General features: G+C 72.7%; 15 protein-coding genes. 5 read left to right on the plus strand and 10 right to left on the minus strand.

All coding sequences use genetic code 11. The features are described 5' to 3' along the window. Positions 1-14 precede the first annotated feature (14 nt). From DEH69_RS16305 to DEH69_RS16315, 3 genes are all read right to left on the minus strand, one after another. The gene (locus DEH69_RS16305) at positions 15-1,796 is read right to left on the minus strand and encodes an alpha/beta hydrolase (RefSeq protein WP_113687700.1); all 1,782 of its coding nucleotides are present in this window, start codon (positions 1,794-1,796) and stop codon (positions 15-17) included. Continuing rightward, positions 1,793-2,164 (minus strand): type VII secretion target, encoded by a 372-nt coding sequence (locus tag DEH69_RS16310; RefSeq protein ID WP_113687701.1) that lies wholly within the window; start codon positions 2,162-2,164, stop codon positions 1,793-1,795. Before DEH69_RS16310 ends, DEH69_RS16305 begins: the two co-directional genes overlap by 4 nt. A 118-nt stretch (positions 2,165-2,282) precedes the next feature. Beyond that, on the minus strand, positions 2,283-2,714 hold the full coding sequence (locus tag DEH69_RS16315; protein ID WP_113687702.1) for a GNAT family N-acetyltransferase: 432 nt from the start codon (positions 2,712-2,714) through the stop codon (positions 2,283-2,285). Here DEH69_RS16315 and DEH69_RS16320 point away from each other — a divergent pair. After that, the gene (locus tag DEH69_RS16320; protein ID WP_113687703.1) at positions 2,713-3,192 is read left to right on the plus strand and encodes a GNAT family N-acetyltransferase; all 480 of its coding nucleotides are present in this window, start codon (positions 2,713-2,715) and stop codon (positions 3,190-3,192) included. The two genes, DEH69_RS16315 and DEH69_RS16320, sit on opposite strands and share 2 nt — an antisense overlap. 70 nt (positions 3,193-3,262) lie before the next feature. On the opposite strand, the gene DEH69_RS16325 is transcribed toward DEH69_RS16320, so the two are convergent. After that, entirely contained in the window at positions 3,263-4,258 is a 996-nt protein-coding gene (locus DEH69_RS16325) for an ABC transporter permease (RefSeq protein WP_113687704.1), read from the minus strand. A gap of 100 nt (positions 4,259-4,358) precedes the next feature. On the opposite strand from DEH69_RS16325, the gene DEH69_RS16330 reads away from it, so the two are divergent. Continuing rightward, complete coding sequence (locus tag DEH69_RS16330; protein WP_113687705.1) at positions 4,359-4,961, plus strand: TetR/AcrR family transcriptional regulator; 603 nt, start codon at positions 4,359-4,361, stop codon at positions 4,959-4,961. 38 nt (positions 4,962-4,999) lie between these two features. On the opposite strand, the gene DEH69_RS16335 is transcribed toward DEH69_RS16330, so the two are convergent. Together DEH69_RS16335 and DEH69_RS32780 are read right to left on the minus strand one after the other, a co-directional pair. After that, positions 5,000-5,260 carry a hypothetical protein gene (locus DEH69_RS16335; RefSeq protein WP_113687706.1) on the minus strand — a complete coding sequence of 87 codons (261 nt, stop codon included), beginning with the start codon at positions 5,258-5,260 and terminating at the stop codon, positions 5,000-5,002. Between the two features lie 64 nt (positions 5,261-5,324). Further along, the gene (locus DEH69_RS32780) at positions 5,325-5,456 is read right to left on the minus strand and encodes a hypothetical protein (protein WP_258534712.1); all 132 of its coding nucleotides are present in this window, start codon (positions 5,454-5,456) and stop codon (positions 5,325-5,327) included. Here DEH69_RS32780 and DEH69_RS32095 point away from each other — a divergent pair. Together DEH69_RS32095 and DEH69_RS16340 are read left to right on the plus strand one after the other, a co-directional pair. Further along, positions 5,424-6,086, plus strand: a complete 663-nt coding sequence (locus tag DEH69_RS32095; RefSeq protein WP_220131277.1) for a Scr1 family TA system antitoxin-like transcriptional regulator — start codon at positions 5,424-5,426, stop codon at positions 6,084-6,086. The genes DEH69_RS32780 and DEH69_RS32095 overlap by 33 nt on opposite strands. Then, the gene (locus DEH69_RS16340) at positions 6,083-6,295 is read left to right on the plus strand and encodes a DUF397 domain-containing protein (protein ID WP_113687707.1); all 213 of its coding nucleotides are present in this window, start codon (positions 6,083-6,085) and stop codon (positions 6,293-6,295) included. Before DEH69_RS32095 ends, DEH69_RS16340 begins: the two co-directional genes overlap by 4 nt. Positions 6,296-6,445: 150 nt before the next feature. On the opposite strand, the gene DEH69_RS16345 is transcribed toward DEH69_RS16340, so the two are convergent. The 4 genes from DEH69_RS16345 to DEH69_RS16360 all read right to left on the minus strand — a co-directional run bounded on the left by DEH69_RS16345 (position 6,446) and on the right by DEH69_RS16360 (position 11,818). Beyond that, a complete protein-coding gene (locus DEH69_RS16345; RefSeq protein WP_113687708.1) occupies positions 6,446-7,390 on the minus strand; it encodes a hypothetical protein in 945 nt (314 codons plus the stop codon). Position 7,391: 1 nt separating this feature from the next. Continuing rightward, positions 7,392-7,817, minus strand: coding sequence for a hypothetical protein (locus DEH69_RS16350; protein WP_147255625.1), 426 nt, complete (start codon positions 7,815-7,817; stop codon positions 7,392-7,394). A gap of 153 nt (positions 7,818-7,970) precedes the next feature. After that, positions 7,971-8,174 (minus strand): hypothetical protein, encoded by a 204-nt coding sequence (locus DEH69_RS16355; protein WP_113687710.1) that lies wholly within the window; start codon positions 8,172-8,174, stop codon positions 7,971-7,973. A 50-nt stretch (positions 8,175-8,224) separates the two neighbouring features. Next, positions 8,225-11,818, minus strand: coding sequence for a S41 family peptidase (locus DEH69_RS16360; RefSeq protein WP_113687711.1), 3,594 nt, complete (start codon positions 11,816-11,818; stop codon positions 8,225-8,227). Positions 11,819-11,992: 174 nt separating this feature from the next. Here DEH69_RS16360 and DEH69_RS16365 point away from each other — a divergent pair, with 174 nt between their 5' ends. Next, positions 11,993-14,233 carry an MMPL family transporter gene (locus tag DEH69_RS16365; RefSeq protein WP_113687712.1) on the plus strand — a complete coding sequence of 747 codons (2,241 nt, stop codon included), beginning with the start codon at positions 11,993-11,995 and terminating at the stop codon, positions 14,231-14,233. Positions 14,234-14,306 lie beyond the last annotated feature (73 nt).

Raw genomic sequence — 14,306 nt, forward strand, 5'->3', positions numbered from 1 at the left:
GCATGTGCTCCTCCTCATTCAAGACCGACCTTGTCGTGCAACCCCGTGATGATCCGTGCCTGATTCCGCTGGCTCAGCGAATCGTGGTCGAAGTACGCGCTGTGGTCGGTGGAGTCGTTCTCCACGAGATGGCCGCCGAACTCCCGGTCGGAGGGGACATTGGGCACCACGTCCGTGTCGAAGTGCGGGATGCCGAACCGGCCGAGGTCCAGGCCGACGTCGTTCTCACCGAGGAACATGCGCCCCGCGTTGGGCACCACATCCTCCGTCGCGCCCGCGGCGAGCGACCACACGTGGTCGGCGCCCACGTCGAGGTCCGACGCATAGGGCACGAGCATGCCGGGGCTGCCCACCGCGATGATGTCGTCGGCCGTCACGCTGCCCTCCTTGGCGACCGCACCGATCACGGTGCTGCCATAGCTGTGGCCCAGCAGCGTCGTATGGCTGGCGTCGGGGCCGCCTTGGGCGACCTCGAGGCCCTCGGTGAACGAGCCCAGCAGGGGCGCCCCATCGTAGGCGTAGGCGCGGCGCGAGGCCTCCGTGACGATCTCCTGGGGCGCGTCATAGCCGATCCAGGTGATGGTGGAGACGCTCTGGTCGGGAACCAGGGCCGCGCTCGTTCTCCACATGTCCGACATCCGGTTGATGTCCCCCTCCGCCCCGGCCAGTCGGGACCCGGTCCCCGGGACATAGACGGCGGTGTGGTCCGCGGTGTCCGGGTTCCCGTTGGCGATGATCGCCCGGCCGTTGCCCTCGGCGTCGAAGCCGAGGAGGTAGGCGTCGGGCAGCCCGTCGATCCCCGTCTGGTCGAAGCGCGACTCGATCGCCTCCATTCCGCGGAGCTGCCCGAGCAGGCGCTCCTCCTCGTCGAGCCAGCTCTGGTATCCGAAGAAGCCCGACTCCTCGGGCCCGTTCGCCCGGTGGGCCGCCAACTCCTCGGTGAGGCGGCCCTGTTCCATCTGGAGGACCCCTCGGTTGGCCATGTCCCTGATCTCGGCGGGGAGCCCGTCCAACGCGCCGATCCGCTCGGGGTGGAGGGCGAGATAGGCGTCGCGGTCCCGCTGGGACAGGCCGTCCCACCACTCCCTGTTCCGCTCGGGCGATCCGCCCCCCGGGATGTCCCAGGGGCTCAGCGCCCCCAGCGCGGCCTCGCCCACCCGGGCGGTGTCGGCGCTGGCGTCCACCCACATGTCCGTCGTGACCTCGAGGCCGGGAACGGTGTCAAGCTCGGACAGGGCGCGATGGTACTCGGCGTCCACTTCCTCGGCGGAACGCAGCGCTCGCCCGATGCGGTTGGCGAGATCCTGGGCCGCCGCCCGGTGCGAGTCGACATGCTCCCCGATGGCCGCGGCGCTGGAGTCGAGCATGCGCTCGAAGAGGCCATCCGAGCGCAGAGCCGTGCCACCGTCCCGCAGGACCGATCCATCGTCCCCGGTCATCGCGGGGTAGGTGACGGCACCGTCCTCGTCGACCGTGAAGCCGTACTCGGCCGCCTCGTCGAGCGCCGCCTGTAAACGGCTCTTGGCCTCGCTCAGCTCCTCGACCAGGCCGTTGATTGCCGTCTCCACCAGGCCGCACTGGATCCGGGCGTATTCGCAGTTCTCCGCGACCAGTGTGAGCTGCGCCTCGGACGCGGTGGCCGTTTCCCCGCGCTGGCCGCGCATCGGTGGGAGCATCTGCCTGTCGATCAGCTCCTTGGCGTCCGCCGCCTCCCGCGCGGCCCTGTTCCAGGGAACGGCCAGGCTCAGCAGCGCGGGCGGGTCCAACTCCCTGAGCTGGGAAACCGTGGGCGTCACCGCGGCTCCCCCTGACCCGTGAGATCGCTCAGGCCCCGCCGGGTCTGATGCAGGTCGCGTTCGGTGTCCGCCTCCACGCCTTCGAAGTCGTCCGCCGCGGCGTCCAGCCCGTCGCGCAGGCGGGCGCACGCCTCGCGCACGCCGGTCAGCCGCTCCTCCCAGCTTGTCCTCACCCGCTCAAGTGCGGTCAGGCTGAGCAACGTCATGGCGCCGTTCACGGCGAAGACCGTCTCCGCCCGTAACCCCGTCACGGCGCCGTCCAGATGTCCTACCAACGCGTCACCCGCGCCCGACACCGTCCGCAGGGTGTCCGGCCGCACGCTCAGATCGGGCGTTTCCTCGGCGCCCCATGGCTCCTCACCACTCATGTGCCCTGGCCCCCCTAGGCTTTGTAGGACAGGAATGCTTCCACAGGAGGCCGGGGCCGTGAAGTGGCGCCCCCTCGCCCGGTGGGCCGCCAACTCCTCGTTCGGGTCCGCGCCTCGTTCAGGTGCGCAGCGCGATCAGGCCAGCGGGGGTCGGGGTGAAGCCGCAGGCGTCGACGTAGAACGGGCGAAGGCGCTCATCGAAGTCCACGTGCAGCCACTCGCACCCGGCCTCGCGGGCCCGCTCCGCGGCGAGCGCGACCAGCCGCGTTCCCACGCCCTCGTGGCGCGCCGACCCGGCCACCACGGTGTCCACGAGGAACGCGTGCCCGCCGCCGTCCCACACCGCGTTGACGAACCCGACCAGCGCGCCCGTGCCCGCGTGCCGGGCGCAGACCCAGCCGAGGCTGTGACGTCGGACACGGCCCCACCAGTCGTCGGAGGCGAGCGGCTCATGCCCGAAGCCCTCGGCGTGAAGTGCCTCCACCTCGTCGTTCTCGAAGGCGTCCCGCCACACATAGCTGATCACGGGGCGATCGTAGGATGACCGCATGAACATCGTCCCCGGCCGGTTCGACCACCCCGACGCCCGCAAGCTCAACGACCTCGTGCAGGCCGAGTATGTGGAGCGCTACGGGGAGGGCGATCTGACGCCGCTCGACCCGGCGATGTTCGACCCGCCGTCCGGCCTCTTCCTGCTGGCCTACGACCCCGCGCGGCGGCCCGTCGGCACGGGCGCCTGGCGGGCGCATGGCGCCGGGAACGGGTACGAGGAGGGCGACGCGGAGATCAAGCGGATGTTCGTCGTCCGCGAGGCGCGAGGGCGGGGGCTCGCGCGCCGGATCCTGGCCCGCCTTGAGGAGACCGCCCGCGAGGCGGGCCGGATACGGATGGTGCTCGAGACCGGGGTGGCGCAGCCCGAGGCCATCGCGCTCTATGAGAGCTCGGGCTACGAACTCCTCCCGGTCGAGCGGAAGTTCGGCTATTACCGCGAGTATCCGAACAGCAGGTGCTTCGCGAAGCCGCTCTGACGCGCGCCTGCCGGGCCACCGTGCCACCGGGCCGTTGAGCGACCGTTGAACGACCCTTGAACGGCCCGCCTCACACCGTTGCCGGGATCCTGGCGTCCGCGTCGGGCGGCCCCGAAGGAGCGGGCGCGCGGCGGCGGGCCAGCAGCAGGGCCGCCGTCCCGAGCGCCGCCCAGCCGCCGAGCACCGCGGCGGGGAACGCCGCGCCCGCCCCGTCGAAGAACGCCACCGACCGCAGCAGCGTCGCCCCCGCGCCCGTGGGCAGCCAGGGCCCGATCACCGGGATCGGGTCGGGCAGCATCTGCGGCGCCGAGCCCGCGCCCGACCAGGGGTTGCCGAGCAGTATCAGGATGAGCGCCCCCACCGCGATGCCCCCGGGCCCCAGCAGCTTGGCCGAGCCCGCCACAAGACCGGCGCCCGCGAGCACGATCAGCGCGAGGGCCGCGGTCACCGCGAGCCAGGAGCCGCCCAGCACGTCCAGCCACCCGTGGCCGATCGCCGCCGCGACAAGGCCGACCGTGACCGAGGCGCCCACCATGGCGAGCAGCGCCGGGACCCGGCCGAGCCGCAGCCGCGTCACCAGCACGCCCGTCGCCATCCCCGCGAGCGCCATCGGCAGCACGCTCGCGTTGAACGCCGCGCCGCGCGGATCCCCCTCGGGCGCGGGCACCACATCGGTCACCGTGACGGGCGCCCCCTCGGGGGCCTGCGCCGACGCCAGCTCCGTCAGCAGCTGTGCCACCGCGGGACCGCCCGCGCTCGCCGTGAGCACCTCGGGACCGCCGTCCCCGCCCACCACGAACGCGCCGTAGACCTCGCGGTCGCGCACGGCCTCGGCCGCCTCGTCCGCGCCGTCGTACCTGGTGACATCGAACGCCCCTTCCCGCGCCCGCAGTTGCTCGGCGACCTGCTCCGCGGCCGCGCCCTGGCCCGCGACGCCCACCGGCAGGTCGTTGGGGCCCGTCCTGGCCGCGGGCCACGCGAAGGCCCACAGCGCGAACGCCACGATCGCCGGGACGGCGAGCACCACGATCACGGCGGCGCGCGACGCGGGGGGAGGGGAGGGCATCGAGACTCCTCAGAGAAGGATCGTTCGTTTTTCCATCGCCCACCGTGGACCTCGGTCCCGCGGATTGTCAAGAGGGAACGTTCGTTTTACGCTTCGTGGCATGGCCCGCGTATCCCAGGAACACCTCGAAGCCCGCCGACGCCAGATCCTCCAGGGCGCCGCCCGCTGCTTCGCGAGGGACGGCTTCCACGGCACGTCGATGCAGGACGTGTTCAAGGAGACCGGGCTGTCGGCCGGGGCGGTCTACCGCTACTTCCCGGCCAAGGAGGCGATCATCGGCGCGCTGGCCCACGAAGTGATCGACACGGTGCGCGGCGCGTTCGCCGACGCCCTCGCCTCGTCGCGGCTGCCGCACCCCGACGAGATCCTGTCCGAGGCGCTGCGGCGGGTCGAGTCGGTGCTGAGGTTCCCGCCGCCCCTGGTGGTCCAGGTGTGGGCCGAGTCGTTCCGCGACGAACGGCTGGCCGCGGTGCTCAGAGACGTGGTGAGCAGCCTGCTCGGCGCCTGGCGCGAGGTGGTGAGCGGATACATCGAACGCGGCCTGATCCCGCCCGGCTCCGACGCCGAGGCGGTGGCCCGTGTGCTGACGGCGTGCGCCCAGGGCTTCATGGTCCAGCGCGCCCTGCTCGGCCCGCTTGACCACGAGAAGATCAGCGCGGGCGTCCGCGCCCTGACGTCATTCTCGGCCCCCGAGCCGACGTGAGGCCCGCGCGGCGCGTCGAACGCCGGGCGGACAAGGCCCTAGCTGTCGGCTCGGCCCCGCCTGGCGGCCTTGCGTTGCAGCGCCTCACGCCGCGCCCGCAACGCGCCCTGCCGCTTCTGGCTGGCCTCGCGCCGCTTCGCCCGCGCCCGGGCGCGGGGATCCCTGAGCTTGGTGTGATCGAGGCGCATCAGGGTCCAGATCAGCACGACGAACAGCGCGATCAGCCCGATGCCCAACACGGCGGCGAGCGCGGGCGGCATGTCCGCGACGTCGAAGTCCCGGTATCGCCCGACGTTCATCCGTTCCCCCGCTCCGGCTCCCGCCCGTCTCCGCCTCTTCCGGCGATCCTACGGGCCCTACGGGCTATGCCGCGAGGCGGCCGGTGAGGCCCGTATCGACCGTGCAGCGGGTCAGTTCGACGACGAGCTGCGACACCAGGAACCACCGCGCGGCCGGGTGCCCATGGGGGAGGTGGTGGTCCTCGGGGTGGGCCACGGGCTTCCCCGTGGCAGGGTCGGGCGTGACGAAGCCGCCGAAGACGCCCCAGATGCGCGGCTTGCGCGAGCGGCTCGCGCAGGTGCGGGCAGTGCCGGGTGGCCAGGGCCGCGCAGGGGCGGCACACCGGCGGCTTGGCGCACAGCGCGCCCTCGGGTCCGTCGCGCAGGATGTTCGGCACGTCGGAGCGTTGGACCAGGAACAGCCAGCCCTGCGCCGTGCGGCTGGCCGGGCCACCGCAGACCTGACAGAGCTTGTTCAGCAGGGTGGTGCGCTGGCGAACCGACTGCATGGCGCGGAAGTTGGGCCGCCCCCGCCCTGGCGCGTGCCGCGTGCGGGCCCACAACACGCCCTGCTGGTCCCGGTCCTCGGACCGCTCGTCGCGGTAGGCGAGCCCGGTGTTGTCGGCTCGAACGGTCAACGCCCCCGCGACGGTGGACCTTCACCCTGTTGCAGTTCACCGACTCATCTCCGGTGGTCTGGGCGGACGGATCGACCGGTGGCAGCCTGCACCAATCGGCGCGCGTCGTCGCCGGAGCGTCAGCGGCTTACGATCGTTCGCGGGCACATGCGCTATCACCTGATGACTCACTGGACCTGATCAACATTGTTCTGAAGGAGCAGAGATGATGACCGAGTTCGATCCCTCGGCCGTCCGCTGGGTCACGTCGTCGTACAGCGGGTCGAATGGCGGAGAGTGCGTCGAAGTTGCCCGTGTTGGGCGCGGTTTCGCTGCGCGGGACAGCAAGTGTGTGGGGGATGGCGGGCCGGTCGCCGTTTTCTCGGCCGGGCCGTGGCGAACGTTCCTGCGCCGCGCCGCCGCCGAGTTCCGGTCGTAGGGGCGCGGCGCTCCTGCCGGGTCGGCGTGGCGGTGGCGGGCCAAAGCCAGCCCGCCCAGGGCGATGCCGATCAACGCCGCCGCGGCCACGATGGCCCCGCCCCGCCCGGAGGGCGATCCGACGTGCCACCGACGCGCGGGAAACGTCGGCCTACCCGCCAGGAGGGCGCGCGCCCGGAGGGTCAGTGAGGGGGATCAGGTGGCCCTGGCCCTGGAGCAGGCATGTCAGCTGCCAGCCCGTCGCGCGCGTCAGGCGTGCCGTGGTCGGGAGGCCGTGGTGGCGGGCGAGGCGGACGGTGTGCAGGCGGGCCGCCGCCTCGATCAGCTGGGCGTAGGTGGCCGTCGCGGCCCGCGCCCTGCGCCAGCCCGTGGCCACCGTGACCGCCCCGACCAGCAGCCCCGGCCACCACAGCGCGCCCACCGCCGCGTGCAGCAGGCCCCACCCGGCGAGGGTGACCGCGCGGGTCAACGTCTCGCGCGCGGCGGACAGTTCGAGCCGTGCGGTCTCCGGCAGGACCAGCCACAGATGCGGCCACACCGTGCCCAGGTCCAGGTCGTACTCGCGGTCGAGGCGCACGGCCGGGGCGTTGAGCCGGTCGGCCATCCACGTGGGCCGCTCGGGGCGCTCGGCCGAGACCGCCTCGAGCGCGGCGCGCGCCTCCCCGAGCGCGGGCCCTGGCGGGGGCGCCTCGCCCCTGGCGCGCGCCTGGGCCAGCTCCTCGCGCCGCCGCTCGTACGCCTCGTTCGCGCGCTCCCAGCGCCGCCCGCGCGCCTCGGTGAGCCGCCGCGGCCTGGTGCCCGTGGTGAGCCAGGCGCGTTCGATCGCCGAGCCGAGCCCCTGCGCGGCCAGCCCCGCGCCCGCCGCTGCCAGGCCCACCGCGAGCAGCACGAGCGCCACCCCGCCGGGGGAGTCGAGGCGCGGCGACGCGGCCCACGCGTCGAGCCGGTCCCCGAGGCGGGCGGCGTCGAGCGCGTGCGCGTGCCCCAGCTCCCGCGCCGCGGTCAGCGCGGCGACGAGCAGCGCCCCCGGCAGCACGAGGAGCGCCATCCAGCGCTCGGCCAGCTGCTTGCCCAGCTCCCCCAGCAGGCTGCCCACGTCAGATGCGCTCCCAGCGCAGCGGCGCGCCCGTGGCCGAGCACACGGGCGGCGCCGTGTCGTGCGTGGTGGGCAGCCAGCTGCGCGAGCACGCGCCAGCCGGGCACAGGAAGACGGCCTCGGCGCGCCGCCCCTGGACCGGCAGCTCGCTCCAGCCCGCGGGCACCGAGGGGCGGTACCCGGAGGGCGCGCCGGTGTCCTGGTACTGCGAGCGGGCGATCTCCGCCTCGCGCACCGCCCCGTCGAGGCGTTCCAACGGGCGCGCCGGGTCGGCCCGTTCGCGCAGGGCGTCCAGCAGGGCGTCGAGCGCGGCCAGGTCGCCGTGCGCCGTCAGCAGCGCGCGGATGGCCGAGAGGTCCCGGCAGACCTCGGCGATGCGGTCCCGCACGCGGCGGGCCTCCGGATCCAGGGGTCGCGTCTCGCTCACGGTGTCGACCGTACCCCTGGAGTGATCGCCGCACCCCAACTGCCGCACCCCAACTGCCCCGCTCAACGCCGAACAGCCCGCACCGAGTTGACGGGCGGGCCGGACGGGCGGGCCGTGGCGGCGGCCGGGGGGCGCGCGCCCCCCGGCGCGCGGTCAGTCCTGCTGGTCGCGCTGCCGCTTCGTCTCGTCGATGACCTGCCTACCGGCCCGCTTGGCCCGCTGGGTCATGCTGCCCTGCTGCTGTCCCTGCTGCCCTTCCTCGTCGTCCTGCTGCGCATCCTTCTGCTGGTTCATGGCGTCCTTGGCGCGCTGCTGGAGCTCCTGGGCCTTATCCCTGAACTGGTCCGACATGCCCATGCGTACTCCTCGGAGTGTGAGACGGGTGAACGGGTGAGCTGTGACCAGCGTTACACGGCCTCGCTTTCCTCGCATTCCGGGGCATTTTTCCCAGGTTTGCCAGCGGGCCCGGCGGCCTCGGCCGCGCCATAGCCCACCGTGCGCGGCGGCAGCGGGGGGCGGCTGCGGTCGGGGAGGTCGCGATAGCCGGGCGGCGCGCTCGCGGGGTGGCGCTCCAGCAGGTCCAACGCGACGCGCACCGCCGTGTCGAGCACCACGGAACGCCCCTCCGCCCAGTCGAGCGGCGTGCGCAGCGCCTCGATGTCGGGGATCACGCCGTGGTTCTCGACATCCCAGCCGTACGCGTCGAACCACGCGGCGTTCATCGGCACGGTGATGCCCGTGCCGTCGCCGAGGTCGTGCCCCCCGGTGATCCCCACCACCCCGCCCCACGTGCGGCAGCCGACCACGGGGCCGAGGCCGAGCAGCCGGAACGCGGCGGTGATCATGTCGCCGTCCGACGACGTCGCCTCGTCGGCCAGGGCCACGACGGGGCCGCGTGGCGCGTTGGAGGCGTAGCTCACGGGCTGGGCGTTGCGCGTGAGGTCCCAGCCGAGGATGGTGCGGCTGAGCTTTTCGACGACCAGCTCGCTGATGTGGCCGCCCGCGTTGCCCCGCACGTCCACGATCAGCGCCTCGCGCGAGAACTCAAGGCGCAGATCCCGGTTGAACTGCGCCCAGCCCGAGCCGCCCATGTCGGGGATGTGCACATAGCCGCACCGCCCTTCGCTCAACTCCCGTACCAGGTCCCGGCGTCGGGCCACCCAGTCCTGGTAGCGCAGCGACCGGTCGTCCACCAGTGGGACGACGGCCACCCTCCGCTGCTTGCCGTCCCCCTCGTCGGTGAACGTCAACTCCACGCTGGTGCCGCCCGTTCCGGCGAGCAGCGGCCACGGCCCCGCCACCGGGTCGACGGGCCGCCCGCCCACATGGGTCAGCAGCGCCCCCTCGCGCACCCCGGTGCCCGCGAGCGGCGAACGCGCCCTGGAATCCGACGAGTCACCGGGCAGGATGCGCGAAAGCTGCCATGAACCCTCCTTCGTGCGGGTGAAGTTGGCGCCCAGGAGGCCATGCGCGCGCTGGTACTGCGGCGGGCCCTCGTTGCGCCGCGCGGGGGTGACATAGGCGTGCGACGTGCCCAGCTCGCCCAGCGTCTCCCAGAGCAGGTCGGCGAACTCGTCGGGGCTGGCGACCCGTTCGACCAGCGGCCGGTACTGGGCGAGGATCGCCTCCCAGTCCACGCCGCACATCGTGGGCTCCCAGAAGTAGTCCCTGATCAGCCGCCCCGCCTCGTCGAACGACTGCCGCCACTCCGCCCCCGGGTCGGCCACGTGCACGATGCGCCGCAGGTCCACATAGCCGCCGTCGTCGCCGTCCCCGCTCTCCGTGGCCGACATCGCGCGGAACTGGCCGTCCTCGCACACCACGAGGCGCGTTCCGTCGCCGCTCGGCGCGAACCAGTCGACGTGCGTGGTGAGTTCGGTGCGCTTGGCCTTGGCCAGGTCGAAGTGCTCGAGGGTGGGCTTGCCCGAGGTGTCGTCGGGGTTGACGAACGTCTCGCCGAGCGCGCCCGAAATCGGCCAGCGCAGCCAGACCAGGCCGCCGCCGCTCACCGGGTGGAGCGAGGAGTACTTCGACGCCGACACGGGGAACGGCGTGACACGGCTGGCGAGGCCCTCCGCCTCCACCGTGACCCTGCCCTCGTCGCCGCCCGCGTCGTCGGGGTCAAGACCTCCGGCCGCCGGGCGCCCCTCGGGCGTGATCGCGAACGGCGACCTGGTCGCCGACGACAGCGGCACCAGATAGGGGCGGCTGCCCAGCGGGAACGACAGATCGCCGGTGTGCACGTCGTAGACCGGGTCGAAGCCGCGCCACGACAGAAACGCCAGATAGCGCCCGTCCCGCGTGAACACCGGCTCCTCGTCCTCGAACCTGCCGTCGGTGACGTCGAGGATGGGGCGCTCGGGGGCCGTCAGATGGGCGATCCTGATCTGGCTGAGGGAGCGGCCGATGCCCGGGTGGGCCCAGGCCAGCCAGGCGGAGTCGGGGGAGAAGGCGAGGTCGCGAACCGGGCCGTTGAGCGAGCGGACCACCTCGACCACATCACCGGGGCTCGGCGGCTCGGGCGCTTCCCCTGGCGTCTCGGCCGCCCCGGCCGCCCCGTCGGTCTCGGTCTCGGCCTCGGTCTCGGTCTCGGCCTCTCCGGCCTCCGCCTCCCCTCCCTGGGCCTCCTCGGCCTTCTCGTCCGGTGGCGCGCCCTCCCCCTCCGCGCCCTCCGTTCTACCAGCGCCCGGGGCGTCCGTTCCCCCCGCCGCGTCCGGCACCGCGATCACCAGCAGCCGCCCGTCGTGGGTGGCCACGGCCAGCAACTGCCCGTCGGGGGACGACGCCATCTCCCTGACCCGCCCGAGCGCCCCCGGCGCGAGCCGCAGCGGCTCGCGGCCTCCGCTGGCCCTCGGCAGGTGCATCACCTCGATCGCGTCCTCGCCCGCCGCGTCCGTGACATACGCGATCCGCCCGGTGTCGCCGAGCATCTCGGGCTCGCGGACGCGCACCCCCGGCGTGGCCGCCAGGGCCCTGGCCGGGCCGTCGCGGTGGGTGAGCCAGTACAGCGCGCCGCGCACGCACACCGCGCTCGCCCGCCCCGTGGCGTCCACGGAGAGCGCGTCCACATGGCGGGAGGTGCGGACCTGGTAGGGGCGCCGCCCGGTGCGCGGGCCCCCGAGCCGCACGTCGAGGCGACGGGGTACGGACCCCGGGCCGAGGCCGTCGGCCAGCCAGAGATCGCCCCCGCACTGGTAGACCACCCGGCGGCCGTCGGTCGCGGCATGGCGGGCGTAGAACGCGTCATGGTCGCTGTGGCGCCACAGCTCGGAGCCATCCGGGCGACAGGAATAGAGATTTCCAATCCCCTCGTGGTCGGAAAGGAATGCGATCCGGTCGCCGACAAACATGGGGCTGTCGATGTGGCCGTTGAGGTCGGGCAGCAGCCGCTTCCCGTGCAGCCACAGCTTGCCCATCGCGCCGCCCCGGTACCGCTTCCACGCCGCGGGCTCGTGCGGCGCCTTCCCGGTCAGCAGCAGCGTGCGCCGCTCGGCCCCGCACCCGGTGACGGCGATGTCCGAAACCGGACCCCAGGGCAGCTGTTCGCCAGGACCCCCGTCAAGGGGAACGTTGTAGGCCCAGGTGAAGTGCGAGAACGGCTGGTGGTGCGAGCCGAGCGCGAGGATCCGGCTCTCGCCCGCCCCGTCCGCGGGCGCCCAGCCGCACACGCGCGTGTCGTAGGAGCCCCAGTGGCTCAGCTGCCGCACCGGCCCGCCGTCCACCGGGGCGAGGTGGATCTCGGGGTCGAGGGTGCGCCAGCTGGTGAACGCGATGTGTCGGCCGTCGGGGGAAAACCGGGGCGGGCCGGTCCGGGTACGATCGACGGTGAGCCGCCAGGCTCGTCCGGCCTGACGGCCACCGGTGGGCAAAGGCGCCAGCCAGAGATCGTCCTCGGCGACAAAGCACAGCAGATCACCGTGCAGATGCGGAAATCGCAGATAGCCGTCAAACTCCCGTGGTTCACCCGGGGTTACGGCGGAAGAGTTGAGTTCGTCGCTCACGGTTCCATGCTTCGGCTCGCGGATTGTCCCGGCAAGTCACAAAGAGCCCGTCTTTGTGATCTGAATCACTTTTCAGTCCGGGGCTCACCCTGTCGTGCCGGAGGGCGCGTCTCGTCCCATGAGCTGACTTGACACTTTGACGATCCCTGATACCCGGACAGGAGAACCTGCCCCGTGGCTACGTTTCTGTACAAGCTAGGACGCCTGAGTTTCCGGCGCCGCTGGTGGGCTGTGCTGCTGTGGGTGGCGCTGCTCTTCGGCATCGGGGCTGGCGCCGCCTCGTCCAGCGGGGCGGTCCCCGATGACTTCTCGCTGCCAGGCACGGAGTCGCAGGAAGCCCTCGACCTCATGGAAGAGGAGTTCCCCGAGGCGAACGCCGACTCCGTCGAGACCACCGTCGTCTTCCAGGCCCCCGACGGCCAGGACATCACCGCCGCCGAGTGGCGGCAGGCCGTCGGCGGGGTGCTGGCCGAGCTCGAGGGCGCCGACAAGGTGCTCTCGGTCACCGACCCGTTCGCCGAGCAGAGCGGCGCGGTCAGCGGCTCGACGGCGTACACCACGGTGGACTACGACATCGCGAGCGGTGACGTCTCCACCGAGATGCACGACGAGCTGATCGCCGCCATGGAGGGCGGGCGTGAGGCCGGTCTTGCCGTCGAGGCCAGCGGCGAGGTCGCCATGGGCGAGATCGAGATGGGCGGTGGCGAGGTCATCGGCATCGTCGTGGCCGCCATCGTCCTCGTCATCACCTTCGGCTCGCTGATCGCCGCCGGGCTCCCGCTGCTCACCGCGCTCATCGGCGTGATGGTCGGCGTGCTCGGCATCGCGGCCCTGAGCACCACCCTCGGCCTCTCGGAGACCACCGGCATCCTCGCCATGATGATCGGCCTCGCGGTCGGCATCGACTACGCGCTGTTCATCGTCTCCCGGTACCGCGCCGAGCTGATCGCGGGCCACAGCCACGAGGAGGCGGCGGGCCGGGCCACCGGCACCGCGGGCTCGGCCGTCGTCTTCGCGGGCCTCACCGTGATCATCGCCCTCGCGGGCCTCGCCGTGGTCAACATCCCGGTCCTGACCAAGATGGGCCTGGCCGCCTCCGCGAACGTCGCGGTCGCCGTCCTGGTGGCGCTCACCCTGGTGCCCGCGGCGCTCGGCATCGTCGGCAAGCGGATCTTCGGCCGCCGCCTGCGCAAGCAGAACCCCGAGACCGGCGTCCCCGCCTCGCTCACCAAGCCAGGCAAGGAGAACGGCGGCACGCGGTGGGCCCGTGGCCTCCTGCGCCGCCCCGCCCTCGCCCTCGGCGCCTCCGTCATCGGCCTCGGCGTCCTCGCGGTGCCCGTGGCCAGCATGGAGCTCGGCCTGCCCGACAACGGCACGCAGCCCGAGGACACCACCCTGCGCAAGGCGTACGACATGCTGAGCGAGGGCTTCGGGCCCGGGTTCAACGGTCCGCTGATGCTCATCCTCGACGGCCGCGACGGCGCGGACCTCGAGGCCACCGCGGGGACCGTCACCGGCGAGCTGGAGCAGATCGAGGGGATCGCGGCCTCGGCCCCGGCGATGTACAACGAGGACGGGACCATGGCGACGCTGCTCGCCTTCCCGACCACGGGGCCCTCCGACCACGACACCACCGAGCTGGTCCACCAGCTGCGGGACGAGCTCGCCCCGCAGATCGAGAGCCAGAGCGGCGCGGAGATGCTGGTCAGCGGTGCCGCCGCGGCCAACATCGACTTCTCCGACGTGATGAACGACGCGCTCGTCCCGTATCTGGCCCTCGTGGTCGGTCTGGCGTTCATCCTGCTGATCCTGGTCTTCCGCTCCATCCTGGTGCCGCTCAAGGCCGCCCTTGGCTTCCTGCTCTCGGTGCTGGCCGCGCTCGGCTCCGTCGTGGCGGTCTTCCAGTGGGGCTGGGCGGCCGAGCTGATCGGCGTCGAGGAGACCGGGCCGATCATGAGCCTGATGCCGATCTTCATGGTCGGCGTGATCTTCGGCCTCGCGATGGACTACGAGGTGTTCCTGGTGACCCGCATGCGGGAGGCCCACGTCCACGGCGAGGGCCCGAGCCAGTCCGTGGTCACCGGCTTCAACCTGAACGCCCGCGTGGTCACGGCGGCCGCGGTCATCATGATCAGCGTCTTCGCCGGGTTCGCGGTCACCAGCACCGAGGCCATGATCAAGATGATGGGCTTCGGCCTCGGGATCGCCGTCCTGCTCGACGCCTTCGTGGTCCGCATGATCATCGTTCCCGCGGTGATGGGCCTTGTCGGCGAGCGGGCCTGGTGGCTGCCCAAGTGGCTTGACCGGATCCTGCCCAACGTCGACGTCGAGGGCGAGTCCCTTGAGCGCTACCTGGAGGCCAACGGCAAGGGCCGCGACGCCGTCGACCGGCAGCGCGAGCCCGCGGGCGTCTGACGCCCCAGGCGCGCCCGCCTCCATCTCGGCACCCCGGTGTTCGAACAGCTGGCGCTGTGCTGGCTCCCGACCC

Source organism: Streptomyces sp. PT12, from assembly GCF_003311645.1.
Classification (GTDB): domain Bacteria; phylum Actinomycetota; class Actinomycetes; order Streptomycetales; family Streptomycetaceae; genus Streptomyces.

Excerpts from the sequence above, each read along its gene's own strand:
- DEH69_RS16310 (WP_113687701.1), bottom strand. The coding sequence starts at position 2,164 with ATGAGTGGTGAGGAGCCATGGGGCGCCGAGGAAACGCCCGATCTGAGC.
- DEH69_RS32095 (WP_220131277.1), top strand. The coding sequence starts at position 5,424 with ATGGGGGAGGTGGTGGTCCTCGGGGTGGGCCACGGGCTTCCCCGTGGC.
- DEH69_RS16325 (WP_113687704.1), bottom strand. The coding sequence starts at position 4,258 with ATGCCCTCCCCTCCCCCCGCGTCGCGCGCCGCCGTGATCGTGGTGCTC.
- DEH69_RS16320 (WP_113687703.1), top strand. The coding sequence starts at position 2,713 with ATGAACATCGTCCCCGGCCGGTTCGACCACCCCGACGCCCGCAAGCTC.
- DEH69_RS16340 (WP_113687707.1), top strand. The coding sequence starts at position 6,083 with ATGATGACCGAGTTCGATCCCTCGGCCGTCCGCTGGGTCACGTCGTCG.
- DEH69_RS16330 (WP_113687705.1), top strand. The coding sequence starts at position 4,359 with ATGGCCCGCGTATCCCAGGAACACCTCGAAGCCCGCCGACGCCAGATC.
- DEH69_RS16335 (WP_113687706.1), bottom strand. The coding sequence starts at position 5,260 with ATGAACGTCGGGCGATACCGGGACTTCGACGTCGCGGACATGCCGCCC.
- DEH69_RS16315 (WP_113687702.1), bottom strand. The coding sequence starts at position 2,714 with ATGCGGTCATCCTACGATCGCCCCGTGATCAGCTATGTGTGGCGGGAC.
- DEH69_RS16355 (WP_113687710.1), bottom strand. The coding sequence starts at position 8,174 with ATGGGCATGTCGGACCAGTTCAGGGATAAGGCCCAGGAGCTCCAGCAG.